This window comes from Dactylosporangium sp. NPDC049742, from assembly GCF_040674675.1.
In the GTDB taxonomy this organism is placed as follows: Bacteria; Actinomycetota; Actinomycetes; order Mycobacteriales; family Micromonosporaceae; genus Dactylosporangium; species Dactylosporangium maewongense.
Window position 1 is genome coordinate 74,147 of record NZ_JBFANF010000026.1, and the last position, 18,506, is coordinate 92,652.

Sequence of the window (18,506 nt, forward strand, 5' to 3'; positions counted from 1 at the left end):
GTTACCTCATGAACGCACGACCCAGTTACCTCATGAACGCACGACCCAGTTACCTCATGAACGCACGACCCAGTTACCTCATGAACGCACGACCCAGTTACCTCATGAACGCACGACCCAGCTACCTCAGGAACGCACGAGCAAAAGCCCAGGAACCGCGCGACCGATCACCCCAGGAACGACAGCTCGCCGAGCCGCCCCGACACCCGCGCCAGGTCCGCCCACCCGAGACCGGCGAACGTGACGGCGTTCACGTCGGCCCCCATCGTCACCAGCGCCCGGATCGTCCCCGCGGCCCCGCCGTGCCCGACCGCGAACAGCAGCGGCGTCATGCCCGCCGCGTCCCGGGCCTCCAGGTCGAGCCCGGCGGCGAGAAGGTCGAGGAGCAGCGTCTCGGCGTCCGGCACCCACGCGAGCAGATGCAGCATCGTCCGCCGGTTGCCGTCACGGAAGTACGGGTCGCCGCCCGCCGCCAGCCACGCCGACAGTGCCGGGGCGTCGCCGTGACGCGCCAGTCGTACCAACGCCGCATGACGCAACCGGAGCCGCTTCGGCAGCGCCGCCAGGGGGTCGTGCCAGCCCGCGTCCGCAGGCTCGGTGAGCCGCCAGGCACCGTCGCGGCGGACCCGGACGGGGCCCGTGTCCGGCACCGGCGACGGCGGCATGCACCGCAGCCCGGGGAAGAGGGCGGCGCCGACCAGCGGGTGCAGCGCGCCCGCCGGCAGCATCCCGAGGCGGACGAGGTCGACGTCGACGGGGCGTTCGACGAGCGGCGCCGGCAGCCGCAGCCCTGCCGCCTCGGGTGAGCCGCCGACCGTCGTGTCGCGGATCCAGGTGGTGTACGCCCCGTCGACGTGATCGATGAGCGCTTCCGAGGCCCCGGCCGACCGGATCGCGGCGGGCAGGCCGGTCAGGTCGAGCCGCCACGTCCCGCGGGCCGGCCCCCGCGACGGCGTGCGGACCGACGCGCGCAGGTCGGCCCGGCGCTGCAGGAGCGGCTGGAGGTCGAACCCGGCGAGCCGCCACGCCCCGATCCAGTCCCCGGCGTCCTGCAGCGTGATGACGTGCTCGGCGAGCCCCCAGCGCTCCGGCGGCAGCCGGTTCCCCGCGCCGTCGAGGAACGGCACCGGCCGCCCGCCGCCGAGGGTGCCGGTGCACCGGCCGTCCCACAGCGCCCGGCTGTACATCAGCGAACTCCGCGACGAGCCGGCCGGGACCGCGCCGTAGCGCAGCGACAACCGCTCGGGCTCGCGCCGCGACACGAACAGCGCGCGGGCGCCGTAACCGTTCAGGACGGTGACGGGCCGCGCCGGGTCGAGGTGCCAGCGCAGCAGGTCCGGCACGACGTGCCGCAGGTCGTCCTCGACCCGCGCCGCGACGTCCCGGCCGTCGCCGCGCCCGATCCCCGCCAGGTCGAGGTCGAGGTCGACGCGGGCCGCCGCGCACGCGCCCCGCCAGTCGCCGACGTCCCGGCGCTCGGCCACCGCCTCGATCATCCACGCGGGCACCCCGACCCGCCGCGTCCACCGCGCGGCCGCCAGCTCACGCCGCCACATCGAACACCGCCCCCACCAGGGCCCGCGTCATGTGCAGCCCAGCTCCTCCAGGGCCCGGATCGCCGCGGGTGTGCCGCCGAGGTCGAGGGCGTGCCGGAGCGGGGTGAGGCCGGTCTTGTCGCGGGCGTGCGGGTCGAGGCCCGCGTGCCGCAGCCGCGCGACGACCGGTCCGGGGTCCGGCAGCCACGCGAGCAGGTGCAGCAGCGTGCGGCCGTGGTGGTCGCGCAGGTGCGGGTCGAGGCCGGCGTCGAGCCACGCGGCGATCGCCGGCCCGTCGCCGTTGACGGCGTGCAGCACGATGTCGCGGCGGCGCAGGCGCAGCGCCTTCGGCGTCCACGCGTCGGGGTCGCGCCAGCCGGCCCGGGCGGCGAAGCACCCGCGCAGCGGCGCCCCGCCGAGCGCCCGCAGCGCCAGCTCCCGGCGGGTCTCGTCGGGGGTGTGCTCGTGCCCGCCGAGGATGTGCCACTCGCCCTGGCAGCGGACCCGGACCGGCGCCATGTCGGGGACGGTCTCGGGCGGCCCGTCGAAGAGCCCGGCGAGGCCGGGGAAGAGCGCGTCGCCGACGAGCGGGTGGAGGTGTTCCAGCGGCAGGAGCCCGTGGCGTACGAGGTCGAAGTCCACCGCCCGTTCCGCGCGCACGACGGGCACCATCGGCGGCAGGGGCGACGAGGTGCCGTACCAGACCCGCAGGTCGGCGTCGACGGTCAGCGAGGTGTCCGGGGAGGGCCCGAGCGGGACGCCGGCCCGGGGGCGTCCTCCGGCGAAGACGGCGGCGACGGCGGTCCGCAGCCCGGCGAGGTCGTGCCGGCGGTCGCGCAGCGCCCTGCCGACCCAGTACCCCTTGCCGGTCGTCGCGAGCAGCGGCCCGACGTCGAACCCGGCGAGGGTCCAGGCGGCGGCCCAGTCGCCGGCGTCCTGCAGGGCGATGATCCGCTCCGGGCCGCCCCACGCCGCCTCCGGCAGGCGGTCGCCGGACGCGGTGAGGAACGGCAGGTGCCCGTCGTAGCCGCCGCACCGGTCGAGCAGCTCGCCGGTGCGCCGGCTGTCCCACCGCTCGCGGGCCCCGTCGAGCGAGCACCGCTGGTCGCCGTCGGGCTCGGCGAAATCGAGCTCGAGCCGCTGGCTGGGGGTGCCGGGGTGCCGCCGCCGGACCAGCAGCGCGTGCCGCCCGTGCACGGCGAGAGTCACCGGGCCGGCACCTTCTCCAGGCGCCGGTGCCTGGAACAGGTGCCAGCGCAGCAGGTCCGGCGCGAGGTGCAGCAGGTCGTCCTCGACCGCGGCGGCGACCGCGGCGCCGTGGTCGCGCCGGATCCGGGTCAGGTCGAGGCCGGCGTCGACGCCGGCCGCGTCGCACGCGCCGCGCCAGTCCCCGGCGAGCCGGCACCGCGTCGCCCGCTCGATCATCCAGCGGGGCACCGCGAACCGCCGCGCCGTGCGCAGCGTCCTCACCCCGACTGCAGCAGGGTTTTCAGTTCGGGGCGGCCGAACCGGTCCAGGGTGTCGGCGACGGAGACGCCGTTGTCGTCCTCGCCGTCCGGGTCGGCCCCGGCGGCGAGCAGGGCGCGGACGAGGTCGGCGGATCCGGTGTCGTACACGGCGGTCTGCAGCGGCGTCATGCCCCGCCGGTCGCGGGCGTGGACGTCGAGCCCGAGGCCGATCAGCCGGTCGAACAGGGTCAGGTCGTCCGGCGCCGCCATCAGGCCGCTGATGTGGTGCAGCAGCGTCCGGCCGTGCGGGTCGCGGGCGTGCGGGTCGACGCCCGCGTCGAGCAGCTCCACGACGCCGGGCAGGTCGCCCTGCTGGGCCCGCAGCATGAGGTCGCGGCGCAGCTCGTGCAGGGCACGGGGGAGCTTCGCGTGGGGTTCGCGCCAGTTCCGTTCGGCGGCGATGCAGCCGTGCACCTCGCCGCCGAGTGCGAGGAGGGCCTGCTCGCGGCGGCGCTCCTCGTCGGAGTGGGGGATCTCGAAGCGGCCGCCGGCCATCCGTACGTGATGCCACGCGCCGTCACGGCAGCGCAGCCGCGCCTCGGGCACCGCCGTCGCGCCCACCCGCGGCGAGGGTGCCTCGGCCTCGGGGAAGAACGCGGCGTGCACGAGCGGGTGCAGCCACGACACGGGGATCGTGCCGGTGCGGACGAGCTCGGCGTCGATGGGCCGCTCGTACGGGCGGGCGTCCAGGTGCCAGTCGGCGTCGCGGTCCCGGTAGCCGGTCCCCACCCACTCGCCGGTGAGCCGCTGGTCGTCGAAGCCGGTCAGCTTCAGCACGTAGTTCCAGCCGAAGACGATCCCGGCGGCGTCGGCGCGGCGGGCGCGGGCGGCGTCGAGGACGGCGCGGTGCTCGCCGAGGAACCCGCGCCACAGCCGCCGCAGGATCCGCGTGTTCCAGTGGCTGCCGTCGTCGGGCAGTTCGGGCACGTCGGCGCCGGCGGCCTGCCACGCCTCCCGGAACTGTCCGGCGTCGTGCAGCGCCAGGACCCGCTCCGTGTCCCCCCACGCCGCCTCCGGCAGCGGGCGGCCGGCCGGGTCGTGGAACGGCAGGTGCGTCCAGCCGCAGCCCTCGAGGAGCCGGCCGGACTCGCGGGCGTCCCAGAGGTGCCGGCGGGTCCGGTAGTCGTGCAGCGCGTGGAACGGCCGCGGGCCGTCGTCCCACTCCCAGTCGTCCCAGTCGTCGCTGTCGAGCGGCTCGTCGGTGGCGAACAGGCGCAGCCGCTGCGAGCCGAACCCGAGGCGGGTGCCGCCGACGTACAGCGCCGGCCCGTCGCCGGCCAGGTGCACGACCTGCCGGGCGTCCAGGTGGGTGTCGCCGCGGGCCGGTTTGCGCGGCAGGTGCCAGCGCAGCAGGTCCGGGGCGAAGTGGGCGAGGTCGTCCTCGAACTGCTTCGCCTGGCCCTCGTCGAGCTCGACGTCGACGTTGGCGGCGGCGCACGCGGCCCGCCAGTCGCCGGCGAGCCGGGCCTGCGTCGCCGCCCGGATCATCGACGGGGGCGTCGCCCAGCGCCGGATCCGCCGCCAGTTGCCGGCGCCCGCTCGGGTCAGGGTCGTCACCGGTACACGCTCACGATCTCGCTGCCCGGCTGGCTGTCGGCGGCCGGGAGCAGCGCGCTGATGGCCCGTTTCACGCGGCGCGGGACGTCCGGGCCGAGCGCGAGGCGGGTCAGGGCGGTCTGGGGGAGCGCCGCGAGGAGCGCCTTCGCGCCGCGGCCGCCGACGCCGGTGTGGCGCAGGTCGAGGCGGCGCAGCCGGGTGCCGGGCAGCGCGGCGGCGAGGAGCGCGGCACCGTCGTCGCCGACCAGGTTGTCGGTGGCGCCGAGCACCCGCAGCGACTGGGGCCGGCTCAGGTCCAGGCTGTCCAGCAGGTGCAGCCGCGGCGCGAGCGCGGCGACGGTGCTCGTGGTGAGCCCGTTGCCGCCCAGGCCCAGCGTCATGTCGCCGCCGTGCATCGCCTCGACGACCGGCAGGACGCCGTCGTCGCCCAGCCGGTTCGCGGCCAGGAACAGGCCGCGGACCCCGGCGTCGCGCAGCAGCCGCCGCAGGAGCGGACCCGCCGCCGGGCCGAGGCCGTTGCCGCCGAGGAACACCCGGGTCACCGGGGCGGGCCGGGCGGCGAGCGCGTCGACGAGCACCGCCAGGCCCGCGGTCGTCAGGCCGGTGTTGACGAGGTCGACGGTGTCGATGGTCGTGTTGCGGCGCAGCGTCTCCGCGAGCGCGGCGACCCCCTCGTCGCCGAGCGGGTTGCGCTTGAGCCACAGCGCCCGCACCCGGTCGTCGGCGGCGAGCCGCTCGAACAACGGTGCGGCGCCGGCCGCGTCGATCGCGTTGCAGCCGAGGTACAGCGTCTCGACCCGGTGCCCTTCCGGCAGGCCCTCGGCGAGGGCGGCGGTCCCCGGGGCGCCGAGCCCGTTGGTGCCCAGCAGCAGGTGCACGGCGTGCGGGGAGCCGACGACCCGGTCGAGGACCTGGGTGACGCCGGCCGCGCCGAGGCCCTGCTTGCACAGGTCGACCCGGCCGTCGGGCTGCAGCGTGCCGAGCGGGAAACGCTCGGTCTCCCGGACCGGATCGGGGTCGCGCAGCCTTTGGAGGAGGGGGGACAGGTCGGCGAGGTCTGCCTGCGGCACGGCCGGCACGGCCAGCACCGGGCACGCGATCTCCGGGGTGTCTACCACTGCACCACCTGGTAGTCCTTGAGGAAGACGCCGGAGATCCGGTCGCCGTGCACGCCGCGGACGATCGGGTCGTACACCCTGGCGGCGCCGTCGACGACGTCCAGCGGCACCCGGAAGCCGGCCTCGTGGAAGGCCTCCTTGGTGCCCTGCGGCCGCTCGTCGGTGACCCAGCCGGTGTCGACGCTGGTGACGTGGATGCCGTCGCGGGCGTAGTCCTCGGCGATCGTGCGGGTCAGCATGTTGAGGCCGGCCTTGGCCATGTTGGTGTGCGGGTGCCGGCTGGTCTTGTTGCGGCGGCTGAAGCTGCCCTCCATCGCCGAGACGTTCACGACGTACCGGTCGGGGTGCGGCGAGGCGAGCATCAGCGGGCGCAGCCGGGCGGTGAGCAGGAACGGCACGAACGCGTTGACGACCTGCACCTCCATCCACTCCCGCGGGGTGACCTCGTGCAGGTGCAGCACCCAGCTGTTGACGGGGCGCAGGTCGAGCTGCTCACCGGTCTCGTCGACCAGGCCGGCGGGGAAGTAGTCCACTGTGGAGCGCAGCGCCGGGACCTGCGTCGCCGGGACGACGGGGACCGCCGCCCCCAGGGCCTCCCGCTCGGCGGCCCGCAGCGAACGGTGGTACTCGTACGGCCGGGAGATGGTCTGGGCCGCGTTGTTGACGAGGATGTCGAGGTGGCCCCACTGCTCGGTGACCGCGTCGACGAGGCCCACGACGGCGGGCAGGTCGAGGAAGTCGACGCCGTGCACCCGCAGCCGGCCGCGCCAGTCGGTGAAGTCGCTCTCCGCGGCGAACCGGCGGGCCGCGTCGTGCGGGAAGCGCGTGGTGACGACGACGTCGGCGCCGTCGCGCAGCAGCTTCAGCGCCGTCTGGTAGCCGATCTTGATCCGCCCGCCGGTGACGAGCGCGCGCCGGCCGCGCAGGTCGCAGCGGGCCGTGCGGCGGGCCGTGTTGCCGGTCGAGCAGGGCTGGCACATCAGCGGATACGCCCGGTTGACCGTGCGGTAGTGCCGCTTGCAGACGTAGCACCGCCGGGCCCGCAGCAGCTCGTCGTCCTGCTCCGTGCCCCTGGTCAGCACCCGCACGTCGTGGGCGGCGCTCTCCGCCTTGCGCGCGCTCTTCTGGTGTTTTTTGCGGCTCTTGTACGAGCTGACGACCGCCTCACGGACCGCCTGTGCTGACGGGTCGTCGTCGTCCGCGCCGTTGAGCGCGGCGAGCACACGCAGGCACGCCGCGACGTCGGAGGGGTCCAGACGAGGCACCGGCAGAGCCTAGCCCCTGTCCGCAAGGAAGCGTGTGGGTGGACCGGCCGGAATCGAACCGGCGTCCTCCGCTCTGGCAAAGCGGTGCGTCGACCTCTGCGCTACGGCCCACCGGGGACGAGCATAGAGGGGCAGGGCCGGTCGGAATCGAACCGACGTCCTCCAGCTTGCTGAGCGGGCGCGACGACCTCTGCGCTACGACCCTGCCGGCGGGTAGCTTAGTACCCTCGTGCGCGGCTGGTAGAGCTGGTGCAGCACAAAGGTGTTGCCGTCGGGGTCGGAGAAGCTCGTGACCCGCGAGAACGGCCCTTCCTCGATCGGTCCGTCGAAGATGATGCCCCGCTCGGACAGCTCCTCGAAGGTCCTCTCGATGTCGTCGGTGTCCAGCACGATGCCGCGCAGCGAGCCCGCGGGCATGGTCTCGAACCAGGTGACGAGCGTGAACGCGGTCTGGCCGTGCTTCGGGGCCACCTCGACCCACCGGCGGTCGCCGGAGTCGTTGTCGCTCACCAGCTCCCAGTCCAGCGCGTTGACGTAGAAGTCGCGTGCCCGGTCCTGGTCGCTCACCGGGATGGACACGATCTGCACGTGATCGATCGGCATGCCTTGCAGGGTACCGCCGGATGTGTCCGTCTCGTGGCGAATTGCCCCTCTTAGAGCAGCACCCATTCCGTGTGGACGGGCGCACCGTCGGCCGGCTCGCACCGCAGTCGTACAGACGCCGCGACGACACCCTGGAAGCGGAAACGCCCCTCGTCGTCGACGTCGGTCTCGTGGCTGCCCGTCGGGGACTCCAGGACGATCCTGGCCGGCACCGCGGGGGACACCGTGCCGACCACCTCGACGGCGCCCGCGCGGGTCGTCGCCTGCACGTCGATCGTCAGCGAGCCGCCGAAGAACGACAGCAGCCGCGGCGAGCCGCCACCACGGACCGCGACGAGCCGCTCCCGCGCCGAGTCGGCGGTCAGCTCGGCCAGGGCCGCGTCGGGGTCACGCCAGCCGATGCTGGCCCGGGCCGCCGCGAGCACGTCGTCGGGGACCGGGTCGTGACGGCCCGCGATCTCGCGCAATGCCCTGAGCACCTCTTCCTCCCCGATCATCGGGTCGGCCCTGCCTGTGTCTGTGTCTTTGCCTGTGTCTCTGGTTTGGTCCGTCGTGGCCTCATGTCGTCGTCGAGCCCAATCTGCGTCGCAGCGTGCCGAGGCAGCGCTGCCGGGTCGGTCCGATGCTGCCGACCGGCACGTCGAGGGCCGCCGACACCTCGGCGTAGCTCGGCGGCGGGTCCGCGATGAGCACCCGCAACAACTGCTGGCAGGGGCCGGACAGCGAACGGAACTCGTGCCACAGCGCCTTGTCCCGCTCGTCGCGCAGCACCCCCGCGTCGAGCTCCTCGTCCTCGCCGGCGAGCGCGCCGCCGAGGATCCCGATGAAGTCGGTGGCCGCGCCGGCCGGCACGTCCCGCCCGCCGCGGCGCAGCAGCGCGAGCGCCTCCCGCCGGGCGGTGGTGGCCAGCCACGAGCCGAGCCGGTCCGCGTCCCGGACGTCGGCGACGTGCTCGACCAGCCGCAACCAGGTCGCCTGGCTGACGTCGGCGGCGTCGGAACGGCCGAGCTGGAAGCTGCGCGCGACCGACCAGACAAGGTTGGCATATCTGTCCACGATGGACTCCCAGGCCTTCTGGTCGCCGGTGGCGGCCGCCCTCAGGAGCTCGGCGTTTTCAGGCTCAGCCATGGTCTCGAAGGCTATCATCGCGCCCTGCCGGTGACGGGGTGCGGCGACCTGCGTGCCGCACCCCGTCACCCCCCTCCCCCTGGTAATGCTCCCGGTGTGGCACCGCTGTCCCCTGCCGTGGCGCATGCGATCACGCCAGCCCCGCGTAGCGGCCATACCGGCGGGACGCGCCGGCGATCACCGCCTCCGCCGCCAGCCGGGCCGAGCCGGCACCGGGTAACGCGTCGGCGATCGCCGCCGCGACGAACGGCGCGGCGAACGAGGTCCCGCTCCACCGCGCCCAGCCGTCGCCGAAGTCCTCGTGGTGCACGAACGTGCTGGTGACGTCGGCGCCCGGCGCCACGAGCGTGATCCACGTGCCGGTGTTGCTCCAGTCGCTGATCCGCCGGCCGTCGTGCGCCGCGACCGCGACCATCCGCCGCCGCCACGACACGCTGGTCCCCGCATACGCCGCCGGCCAGAACGGCCGGTCGTGCTGCCCGTCGTTGCCGGCCGCGGCGACCACCACCCGGTCGCCGCTGCCCAGCAGTTCCGTCAGCGCCGCCGTCAGCAGGACCGGCGGCCGGTCGTCGAGCGTGTAACCGCCCAGCGACAGGTTGATGATCTGATGGTCGTACGCCTGCCGGAGCCCCGCGATCAGGTCGGTCTCCCGGCACACCCCGTGCGTGTCGACGATCCTCACCACCCGTGGCCGGACGTGTGCGGACCTGGCGACCAGCACCCCGGCGACGAAGTTGGCGTGCCCGACGTCACCGTCGCGCACCTCGTCGTCGCCCTGGATGCTGGACTCGAAGTCGTCGGTGACATACCGGTCCTTGGGCAGCGGGCTGTTGAGCCACACCCCGGTGTCCAGCACCAGCACCCCGACCTCCGGCACCGCACGGTCACGCACCGTGAGGCGCCCCGGCGCCGCCGGCCGCGGCGGGCCATACGGCCCCGCGTGCTCGAACGGCGTCGACACGAACACGTGATTCGGCCCGGCGGCCACCCTGGTGTCACCGGCCGCCTCGGCCTGGACCCGCACCCGCCTCGCGGCACGCGCGACGTCCAGGCCAGGCAACCGCACCCGCCGGAACCCTTCCGGGACATCCCCCTCCTCCACGATGTCCCGGACGGTGAAGCCCTGCTCCATGAACGCCTGACGAGCGGTGGCGAAGTGGTCGTCGAGCACCAGGAGCTCGTCCGCGACGAACCGCACCGGAGTGCCGTCCGCCCGGTCCTCGCGACGCACCCACCCCAGCCCGGCGAGCCTGCGGGCGCGACGCGACCGCCACTGCTCCGAACGGGCGTCCGCTGGTGCCATGGGCTCTCCTCCTCACGTGGTCTGGAAACTAGAGGGAGGAAGTCGGCTTCCTGATACAAGAATCCCCGGCTGTTTTCTGTCGTACGTGGGCGGCATGATGATGGCCGTGGCGAGCAATGACCAGCAGACCGTGACCCGCGAGCTCACCGTCCTCGAAGTGACCGTCACCGGCCCCGCCGGTGAGGCGCGGTCACTGGTGCGGCCCGACGACACCGTGACCATCGGCCGCGACGCGGCCAACGACCTGGTCGTCGAGGGCACCCTGATCTCCCGCCGGCACGCCGAGGTGATCTGGAACGATGACGGTTGGTTCCTGCGCGACCTCGGCAGCCGCAACGGGACGTATGTCGACGGGGAGAAGGCCGCCTTCGTCGCCGCCGTCGACGGGGGAGCGGTGCACCTCGGCGCCGCCGACGGTCCCAAGGTCTCGTTCAAGGTCATCACGATCACCGAGCCGGTCCCCGCCGCCCAGCCCCCGGCGCAGCGGGAGGCCGCCCTGCACGACGCGGCGGCGCTGATCCGCCTCGGCCGCGGCCCTGACAACGACATCGTCCTCACCGACCTGCGCACCTCGCGCAACCACGCCGAGCTGCGCCGCACCCCGACCGGCTACGAGGTCGTCGACCTCGGCAGCCGCAACGGCACGTTCCACAACGGCAAGCAGGTCACCCGCCAGGCGATGCAGCCCGGCGACATGATCTCCATCGGCCGGCACGAGTTCATCTTCGACGGGATGCGCCTGCACGAGTTCGAGGACGCCGGCCCGTCCTCCCTCATCGCCGACGACCTCACCGTGCGCATCAAGGACGCGATCCTGCTCGACGACGTCAGCTTCGCCCTGGCGGAGGGCAGCCTGCTCGGCGTCATCGGCCCCTCCGGCTGCGGCAAGTCGACCCTGATCAAGGCCGTCGCCGGGCTGCGGCCCGCCACCCAGGGCACGGTCCGCTATGACGGCCGCGACCTCTATGCCGACTATGCCGAGCTGCGCTACCGCATCGGCATGGTCCCGCAGGACGATGTCCTGCACCGCCAGCTCACGGTCCGCCGCGCCCTGCGCTTCGCCGCCGCGCTGCGCTTCGCCGACGACGTGCCGCGCAAGGAGCGCCGCGTCCGCGTCGCCGAGGTGCTGCGCACCCTCAACCTCACCGAGCGCGCCAAGATGCGCATCGACAAGCTCTCCGGCGGCCAGCGCAAGCGCGTCTCGGTCGCGCTGGAGCTGCTGACCGAGCCGTCGCTGCTGTTCCTCGACGAGCCGACGTCGGGCCTCGACCCGGCGCTCGACAAGGAGGTCATGGAGGAGCTCCGCGACCTCGCCGACAAGGGCCGCACCGTGGCCGTCGTGACCCACAACGTCATGCACCTCGACCTGTGCGACCGCGTCCTCGTCCTGACCGTCGGCGGCCGCATGGGCTATTTCGGCCCGCCCGGCGAGCTGCTCTCCTTCTTCGGCGCCGAGGACTACGCCGAGGTGTTCCGCGAGGTCACCACCAACGCCGACCACTGGATGCGGACGTATCGCAGCTCGGAGCTCTACACGAAGTACGTGACGGCCCAGATCGCCGAGGCGCCGCTGCCGAAGCCCGCCGCGGTCGAGCGGGTCACCGTCCCGAAGCCCCGTGACCCGGCTGCTTCGGAGCCCGCCGCCGGGGGCGTTGTCGAGTCGCCGACTGCTGAGCAGACCATGCCGCAGCGGCCTGCTCCCGCTCCGGCTGCTTCGTCTGCTGCTCCCGCTTCGTCCGCTGCTTCTGCTGCTTCTGCTGCGCCGGCCTCGCCTGCGGGGAAACCGGCGCGGGCGGTCGGGCGGGCGCGGGTCAAGCTCGGCGGCGCGTCACTGCGCAGCAGGGCCCTGCACCCGGCGGCCCCGGTCCGGCAGTTCCTCACCCTGTGCCTGCGCATGTTCTGGGTCATCGGCGCCGACCGCGGCCTTGCCCTGTTCACCTTGGGTCTGCCGCTCGCCCTGGCCCTGCTGACCCGCACCGTCCCCGGTGACAACGGTCTCGCCCCGGGCACGGGCAGAATCAGCCTCGAGGCCCAGCGCCTCCTGGTGGTCCTGGCCGTCGGCGCCGCCTTCCTGGGCACCGCCGCCGCGATCCGCGAGATCGTCAACGAGGCCACCATCTACAAGCGCGAACGCGCCGTCGGCCTCTCCGCGGGCGCCTACCTCGCTTCGAAGGTCTTCGTCTTCTCCATCATCATCGTCGCCCAGACGGCCCTCTTCACCTGGCTGGCCCTCCTCGGCAAGAACCCGCCCAAGGCCCCCCTGATCTTCCCCGAGCACTGGCTCCTGGAGATCAGCATCCCCGTCGCCCTGGTCGCCCTCGCCTCCATGGCGTTCGGCCTGCTCGTCAGCGCCCTCGCCAAGACCACCGAGCAGACCACCCCCGTCCTGGTCGTGGTCGTGATGGCCCAGCTCGTCCTCTCCGGCGGCCTCTTCGAGCTCCAAGGCCAGACCGTCCTCCAGCAGATCGCCTGGCTCTTCCCCACCCGCTGGGGCCTGGCCGCCGGCGCCTCCACCGTCGACCTCACGTCGATGATCCCCTTCGACGACACCCTCTGGGCCCACAACACCGGCGCCTGGTGGCGCTCGGTCCTGATCCTCCTGCTCCACATCACCGCTCTGATCGCCCTGGCCCGCCTGGCCCTCCGCCGCCTGGAACCCGGCCGCCAGTAACCCCCAACCCAAGCCCCGCCGTCCATCCCATCCACTCCACTCGCTGCCCCACCGCCCCCCACCCAGCCCCGCCGCGCCCAGCCGCGCCCAGCCGCGCCGCGCAATGGTTGGCGGGCCTGGGTGAGGCGGGGCCGGGCAAAGCCATGTCGCCCGCCGCCCTCGCCGCGGTCGGTGAGCAGCCTCCGGACGCAGCCGTCGTGTGACTCCGCCTGGGTGCGGCGCCGCTCACCCAGCCGCCGCGTCGCGTCGCTGGCCGCTGCGCGGCTCCGGCTGGGCGTGTGGCCCTGGTTCGGCGTGGCTCTGGTCGAGGGCCGCGCCGCTTCGTCGGCCGCTGTGTGACTCTGGCCGGGCGTGACTTGGTTGGCCGTCGCGCGCTTTGTTGGCCGCTGTGTGGCTTGAGTGTGGTGTGGCGTGGCTTGGTTGGCCATTGCGTGTCTCTTCGGCCGGCTGCCGTCAACTACCGCGTGGCGTGGCTGGGTGCGGCGGTGCTGGGTGCCGCGGGCGGAGTCACTTCGCCCGCCGCCCTCGCCGTGGTCGGTGAGCCGCCTCCGGGCGTGGCGGCCGTGTGACTCCGCCCAGGTGCGGCGTTGCTCACCCGGCCGCCGCGTCGCGTCGCTGGTCGCTGCGTGGCTCCGACTGGGGGTGGCTCTGGCTGGGCGGCGCTGGCTGAGCGTGGCTTGGTTGGACGTCGCGCCGCTTCGTCGGCCGCTGTGTGACTCTGGCCGGGCGTGGCTTGGCTGGTCGTCGCGCTTTGTCGGCCGAGGTGTGGCTCTGGCTTGGGCGCGGCGGTGCTGGGTGCCGCGGGCGGAGTCACTTCGCCTGGCGCCCTCGCCGTGGTCGGTGAGCTGCCTTCGGCCGCAGCCGCCGTATGACTCCGCTCGGGTGCGGCGTTGCTCACCCGGCCGCCGCGTCGCGTCGCTGGCCGTTGCGTGGCTCCGGCTGGACGTGGCTCTGGCTGGCCGTTGCGTGGCTCTTCGGCCGGCTGCGGTCAAACACGGCGTCGCGCGGCTGGGTGCGGCGGTGTCGGGTGCCGCGGGCGGAGTCATGTCGCCCGAAGCCCTCGCCGTGGTCGGCGGCTGCCTCCGGATACAGCCGCCGTGACTCCGCTCGGGTGCGGCGTTGTTTACCTGGCCGTCGCGTCGCCGGTCGATGTGTGGCTACAGGTGAACTTGCTCAGCCGGCTGCTGCGTGGCTCTGGGCGTGGCTCTGGCCGTCGCGCCGCTTTGTCGGTCGCCGCTTCGCCCTGTGCGGTGTTTGCCGGATCGGTGTCCGGCTTCGACCTGCGTCGCCCGGGTTCGGTTTGTGGCACCTGTAGCCGCCCGGCGGCTAGGCGCACGACTTGGGGGCGTCGGCCGGGCAGCGACCTGTGGCAGCGTCGGCCGGGCGGCGCGGGGCAACCCGCGTGGTCTGGCCTGTGCAACTTCGATTTGATCCGTGCCGTCCCGCACAGAGCTGCGCTGTGCTGGGCCGTGCTGCTCCGTCTGTTCCGCACTGCGCTGGACCTTTGGTTGACAGTGCGCTGTTTAGGCTGATTCGTCACACTCGGCGTGGGGGCGTGGTCTCGTGTTGGGGGAGTGCGGGTTCGTCAGCGTGTCCTGTGTGGTGGCGGTGGTCGTGGCGGGTGGTGGGGGCGTAGATCGAAGGACGGATCTGGGTGTCACCGCGGCCGGGATTCTCCCTTGATCACCACGGCGGGCGGTGGCGTTGAGAGGAGGGGGTGCGGCAGTACGTTGGGGGTATGTCTGATGCGATCCGTGCCGAGACGGTGCACGTCGGTGACGAGAAGATCCAGGCCTACCAGGCCCGGCCGGTTGGGCCGGGGGCGTTTCCGGGGGTTGTGGTGATTCATCACCTGCCGGGGTGGGACGAGTCGACGAAGGAGATGGTGCGGCGGTTCGCGGTGAACGGGTACCTCGCGATCTGCCCCAACCTGTTCTGGCGGGAGGCGCCGGGGGCGTCGCCGGATGATGCTTCGGCGTTCGTGCGGGGGCAGGGCGGGATTCCGGACGAGCAGATCATCAAGGACGTGCGGACCGCGGCGGACGCGTTGCGGGCGATGGACGGGCACAACGGCAAGGTCGGGGTGATCGGGCACTGCTCGGGTGGGCGGCAGGCGCTGCTGGTCGCGACGGCGATGCCGCTGGACGCGGCGGTGGACTGTTACGGGGCGTTCGCGTTGGAGCCGCCGGCGGCGTCGACGGGGCTGAAGATGACGTCGATCAAGGATCGGCTGCCTGACCTCGGGTGTCCGGTGCTCGGGCTGTTCGGCGACGACGACAGGAACCCCGCGCCGGCGGAGGTCGAGCGGCTCGCCGGGATCCTCGCCGAGCACGGCAAGCAGTTCGAGCGGCACAGTTACGAGGGGGCGGGGCACGGGTTCTTCTCGCCGGACCGGCCGGGGTACCGGCAGCAGGCGGCGGTCGACGGGTGGAAGCGGATCTTCGCGTTCTTCGACCGGCACCTCGACGGCAAGCGGCTGGAGGTCTGAGCATGTGCACGTACGACACCGAGACCGTCGAGATCGAGGGCAGCGCGAAAGGGCCGGACGGCTGGTTCGGGGTGACGCGGGCGGCGGTGTACGTCGACCACCCGCACCACGCGCCGTTCGGGCACACGCTCAACATCGACTTCGCGGACCCGGCGCGGGGGCCGGCGGCGCGGGTCGCGGTCGAGCTGACCGAGGAGGCGGCCAGGGCGCTGGTGGCGGCGATCCAGGCCGCGCTCGACCATGCCCCGGCAGGCCTGGCCAGCCGGAGCGCTCCGGTGTAAGCATCGAGGGATGGGCGCCTATCGCGACACGTACGAGCGCAGCCTCACCGACCCCGACGGCTTCTGGCGGGACGCCGCCGCCGGGGTCGACTGGGACCGCATGCCGATGCGGGTGCTGGACGGCGACCGCCCGCCGTTCTACCGCTGGTTCCCCGACGCGGAGCTCAACACCTGCTACAACGCCGTCGATCGGCACGTCGCCGCCGGGCGCGCCGACGAGACGGCCCTCATCTACGACAGTCCTGTGACGGGCACGCTCCGCTCGTACACCTGGCGCGAACTCAGACACGAGGTCGCCAGGTGCGCGGGAGCGCTGCGCGAGCTGGGGGTCGAGAAGGGGGACCGGGTCGTCGTCTACATGGCGATGGTTCCGGAGGCGGTCATCACGATGCTCGCGTGCGCGCGGCTCGGCGCGGTGCACTCGGTCGTGTTCGGGGGGTTCGGGCCGAAGGAGCTCGCCGCCCGCATCGACGACGCCCGGCCGAAGGTGGTCGTCGCGACGTCGTGCGGGATCGAGGGCAGCCGCGTCGTGGAGTACAAGCCGCTGCTGGACGCGGCGCTCGCCGAGGCCACCCACCGGCCCGACCGCTGCGTCGTCCTCCAGCGGCCGCAGGCCCCCGGCGTGCTGCAGGACTGCGACCTGACCTGGGAGGACGCCCTCGACGGTGCGGTGGAGGCGGCGTGTGTACCGGTGGCCGCCACCGACCCCCTGTACATCCTGTACACGTCCGGCACGACGGGCCGGCCGAAGGGCATCGTGCGCGACAACGGCGGGCACGCCGTCGCGCTGACCTGGTCGATGGCCAACGTGTACGCCACCGGACCCGGCGACGTGTTCTGGGCGGCGTCCGACGTGGGATGGGTCGTCGGCCACTCGTACATCGTCTACGGCCCGCTGCTCGCCGGCGCCACGACCGTCCTGTACGAGGGCAAACCCGTCGGCACCCCGGACGCGGGCGCGTTCTTCCGGGTCATCGAGCAGCACGGCGTGACGGCCCTGTTCACCGCGCCGACCGCGATCCGCGCGATCCGCAAGGAGGACCCGTCGGGCAGCTTCGCCGCCCGGTACAGGACGGACTCGCTCCGGACGCTGTTCCTGGCGGGGGAGCGGCTCGACCCGCAGACCTACGAGTGGGCCGGCGCCACCCTCGGCGTCCCCGTGGTCGACCACTGGTGGCAGACGGAGACCGGCTGGCCGGTCGCGGCGAACCTGCGCGGCCTGGAGCCGATGCCGACGAAGGCGGGCTCGCCGTCGGTGCCGGTGCCGGGCTTCGACGTGCGGGTCCTGCAGCCGGACGGCACGCCCGCCCCGGCCGGCGCCGACGGCGCGATCGTCATCGGCCTGCCGCTGCCGCCGGGCTGCCTGCCGACGCTGTGGCACGACGACGAGCGGTTCGTCGAGTCGTACCTGAGCGCGTTCCCCGACGTCTATCTGACCGGCGACGGCGGCCGGTTCGACGACGACGGCTACCTCTACGTCATGGGCCGCACCGACGACGTCATCAACGTCGCCGGGCACCGGCTGTCCACGGGCTCCATGGAGGAGGTCCTGGCCGCCCACCCGGCCGTCGCCGAATGCGCGGTCATCGGCGTCGACGACGAGCTCAAGGGGCAGGTGCCACGCGGGTTCGTGGTGCTGAAGGCGGGCATCGACACCGAGCACGAGGTCATCGAGCAGGAGCTGGTCGCGTCGGTACGCCAGCGCATCGGCGCGGTAGCCTCCCTGCGCCGCGTGCAGGTCGTGCCGGCGCTGCCGAAGACCCGCTCCGGCAAGATCCTGCGCAAGACGATGCGCGGCATCGCCGCCGGCGCCGACCCGGCGGTCCCCTCCACGATCGAGGACCCGTCGGTCCTGGACACCCTGCGCCCGATCCTGCGCCCCGAATGAGCGTCCCGTTGTATTCCGGCTTTACCGGGGCTCTTCCTCCGTGTGCTTCCGGCGCTGCCAGGCGCTGCGCTCTCGCGCTTTCGGCTCGGCCAGATGCTGCGCTCCCGCGCTTCCGGCTCTGTCAGGCACTCCGCGCCCGCGCGTTGCCGGCTCTGGCAGGTGCTCCGCGCCCGCGCGTTGCCGGCTCTGGCAGGTGCTCCGCGCCCACGCGATTCCGGCCTGTCGGGTGGTGCGCTCGCGCTATTTCCGGTTTATCAGGCGCTCCGCGCCCGCTAAACCGGAAATATCATCATTTGGCGTGCATCGAGCACGCTGACAGCGAACACGCTCACAGCGAACCAGGGCTCCCTTCCCGGGGTGCGATCACTACGGTCGAGGAAAGCCCCGGGAAAGGACGCCGCTCATGGCAGACACGCAGATCCCCTTCGACAGCGCGGTGTTCGACCGGCTGCTCACCAAGCGCATCATCGTGCTCGGCACCGAGGTCAACGACGAGAGCGCCAACCGCATCTGCGGCCAGCTGATCCTCCTCGCCGCTGAGGACAACGAGAAGGACATCAGCTTCTGGATCAACTCCCCGGGCGGCGTCATCAGCGCCGGCCTGGCCATCTACGACACCATGCGCTTCGTCCCCAACGACGTCTCGACCGTCGTGATGGGCATGGCCGCCTCGATGGGCCAGTTCCTGCTCAGCGCCGGCACCCCCGGCAAGCGCTACGCCCTGCCCCACTCCCGCGTGATGATGCACCAGCCCTCCGGCGGCATCGGCGGCACCGCCTCCGACATCGCCATCCAGGCCGAGCAGATGCTCTTCACGAAGAAGACCATGCAGCGCCTGATCGCCGAGCACACCGGCCAGACGTATGAGCAGATCGAGGCCGACTCCGACCGCGACCGCTGGTTCACCGCTCAGGAGGCCGTCGACTACGGCTTCGTGGACAAGGTCGTCGCGGGAGCGGAGCAGCTCGCGGTGAGCTGACCCACCCACCGTCGCCGCCCTGGCCCACGCCGACCCGCCCCGCAGAGGCAACGTCGCGCAACGGGCCAGGGCCGCGCGGACCGGTCCGCCCACGGCAGGTCGAGCCGGTTCGGGGCGAGGTTGGGCTCGTTCGGCTCGGGCGTGAGGTCCAGCTCAGGGCGGGTCAGCTCCGCACGGGCTCG

Annotated in this window: 14 protein-coding genes and 2 tRNA genes; 5 read left to right on the plus strand and 11 right to left on the minus strand. The window is 73.3% G+C overall.

The window, feature by feature from the left end; all coding sequences use genetic code 11:
• Positions 1-167: 167 nt before the first annotated feature.
• The 11 genes from AB0J72_RS28950 to AB0J72_RS29000 form a co-directional block, all read right to left on the minus strand.
• Positions 168-1,556, minus strand: coding sequence for a hypothetical protein (locus tag AB0J72_RS28950; RefSeq protein WP_363403958.1), 1,389 nt, complete (start codon positions 1,554-1,556; stop codon positions 168-170).
• Positions 1,557-1,583: 27 nt separating this feature from the next.
• Complete coding sequence (locus AB0J72_RS28955; protein ID WP_363403960.1) at positions 1,584-3,005, minus strand: hypothetical protein; 1,422 nt, start codon at positions 3,003-3,005, stop codon at positions 1,584-1,586.
• On the minus strand, positions 3,002-4,600 hold the full coding sequence (locus tag AB0J72_RS28960) for an ankyrin repeat domain-containing protein (RefSeq protein WP_363403962.1): 1,599 nt from the start codon (positions 4,598-4,600) through the stop codon (positions 3,002-3,004). Before AB0J72_RS28960 ends, AB0J72_RS28955 begins: the two co-directional genes overlap by 4 nt.
• A complete protein-coding gene (locus AB0J72_RS28965; RefSeq protein WP_363403964.1) occupies positions 4,597-5,718 on the minus strand; it encodes a gala protein in 1,122 nt (373 codons plus the stop codon). Before AB0J72_RS28965 ends, AB0J72_RS28960 begins: the two co-directional genes overlap by 4 nt.
• A complete protein-coding gene (locus tag AB0J72_RS28970; RefSeq protein ID WP_363403966.1) occupies positions 5,712-6,983 on the minus strand; it encodes an SDR family oxidoreductase in 1,272 nt (423 codons plus the stop codon). Before AB0J72_RS28970 ends, AB0J72_RS28965 begins: the two co-directional genes overlap by 7 nt.
• 35 nt (positions 6,984-7,018) lie before the next feature.
• Positions 7,019-7,094: transfer RNA gene (locus tag AB0J72_RS28975), tRNA-Gly, on the minus strand.
• 21 nt (positions 7,095-7,115) lie between these two features.
• Positions 7,116-7,188: transfer RNA gene (locus AB0J72_RS28980), tRNA-Ala, on the minus strand.
• Positions 7,179-7,586 carry a VOC family protein gene (locus tag AB0J72_RS28985; protein ID WP_363403968.1) on the minus strand — a complete coding sequence of 136 codons (408 nt, stop codon included), beginning with the start codon at positions 7,584-7,586 and terminating at the stop codon, positions 7,179-7,181. The genes AB0J72_RS28980 and AB0J72_RS28985 overlap by 10 nt, the downstream gene beginning before the upstream one ends.
• Positions 7,587-7,636: 50 nt before the next feature.
• Entirely contained in the window at positions 7,637-8,083 is a 447-nt protein-coding gene (locus tag AB0J72_RS28990) for a hypothetical protein (protein WP_363403970.1), read from the minus strand.
• A 61-nt stretch (positions 8,084-8,144) separates the two neighbouring features.
• Positions 8,145-8,714, minus strand: a complete 570-nt coding sequence (locus AB0J72_RS28995) for a sigma-70 family RNA polymerase sigma factor (protein WP_363403972.1) — start codon at positions 8,712-8,714, stop codon at positions 8,145-8,147.
• A 130-nt stretch (positions 8,715-8,844) separates the two neighbouring features.
• A complete protein-coding gene (locus AB0J72_RS29000) occupies positions 8,845-10,017 on the minus strand; it encodes a S8/S53 family peptidase (RefSeq protein WP_363403974.1) in 1,173 nt (390 codons plus the stop codon).
• A gap of 106 nt (positions 10,018-10,123) precedes the next feature.
• Between AB0J72_RS29000 and AB0J72_RS29005 the strand changes: the two genes are divergently transcribed.
• The 5 genes from AB0J72_RS29005 (at position 10,124) to AB0J72_RS29025 (ending at position 18,324) form a co-directional block, all read left to right on the plus strand.
• A complete protein-coding gene (locus AB0J72_RS29005) occupies positions 10,124-12,688 on the plus strand; it encodes an FHA domain-containing protein (RefSeq protein WP_363403975.1) in 2,565 nt (854 codons plus the stop codon).
• A 1,738-nt stretch (positions 12,689-14,426) separates the two neighbouring features.
• Entirely contained in the window at positions 14,427-15,176 is a 750-nt protein-coding gene (locus AB0J72_RS29010; protein WP_363403977.1) for a dienelactone hydrolase family protein, read from the plus strand.
• Between the two features lie 2 nt (positions 15,177-15,178).
• The gene (locus AB0J72_RS29015) at positions 15,179-15,457 is read left to right on the plus strand and encodes a DUF6295 family protein (protein WP_344503351.1); all 279 of its coding nucleotides are present in this window, start codon (positions 15,179-15,181) and stop codon (positions 15,455-15,457) included.
• Positions 15,458-15,467: 10 nt separating this feature from the next.
• Positions 15,468-17,345: a propionyl-CoA synthetase gene (locus tag AB0J72_RS29020; RefSeq protein ID WP_363403979.1), complete on the plus strand. Its 1,878-nt coding sequence runs from the start codon at positions 15,468-15,470 to the stop codon at positions 17,343-17,345.
• A 403-nt stretch (positions 17,346-17,748) separates the two neighbouring features.
• A complete protein-coding gene (locus tag AB0J72_RS29025; protein ID WP_363403981.1) occupies positions 17,749-18,324 on the plus strand; it encodes an ATP-dependent Clp protease proteolytic subunit in 576 nt (191 codons plus the stop codon).
• The last annotated feature ends 182 nt before the right edge of the window (positions 18,325-18,506 follow it).

Excerpts from the sequence above, each read along its gene's own strand:
- AB0J72_RS28950 (WP_363403958.1), bottom strand. The coding sequence starts at position 1,556 with ATGTGGCGGCGTGAGCTGGCGGCCGCGCGGTGGACGCGGCGGGTCGGG.
- AB0J72_RS28985 (WP_363403968.1), bottom strand. The coding sequence starts at position 7,586 with ATGCCGATCGATCACGTGCAGATCGTGTCCATCCCGGTGAGCGACCAG.
- AB0J72_RS28990 (WP_363403970.1), bottom strand. The coding sequence starts at position 8,083 with ATGATCGGGGAGGAAGAGGTGCTCAGGGCATTGCGCGAGATCGCGGGC.
- AB0J72_RS28995 (WP_363403972.1), bottom strand. The coding sequence starts at position 8,714 with ATGGCTGAGCCTGAAAACGCCGAGCTCCTGAGGGCGGCCGCCACCGGC.
- AB0J72_RS29000 (WP_363403974.1), bottom strand. The coding sequence starts at position 10,017 with ATGGCACCAGCGGACGCCCGTTCGGAGCAGTGGCGGTCGCGTCGCGCC.
- AB0J72_RS29010 (WP_363403977.1), top strand. The coding sequence starts at position 14,427 with ATGTCTGATGCGATCCGTGCCGAGACGGTGCACGTCGGTGACGAGAAG.
- AB0J72_RS29015 (WP_344503351.1), top strand. The coding sequence starts at position 15,179 with ATGTGCACGTACGACACCGAGACCGTCGAGATCGAGGGCAGCGCGAAA.
- AB0J72_RS29020 (WP_363403979.1), top strand. The coding sequence starts at position 15,468 with ATGGGCGCCTATCGCGACACGTACGAGCGCAGCCTCACCGACCCCGAC.
- AB0J72_RS29025 (WP_363403981.1), top strand. The coding sequence starts at position 17,749 with ATGGCAGACACGCAGATCCCCTTCGACAGCGCGGTGTTCGACCGGCTG.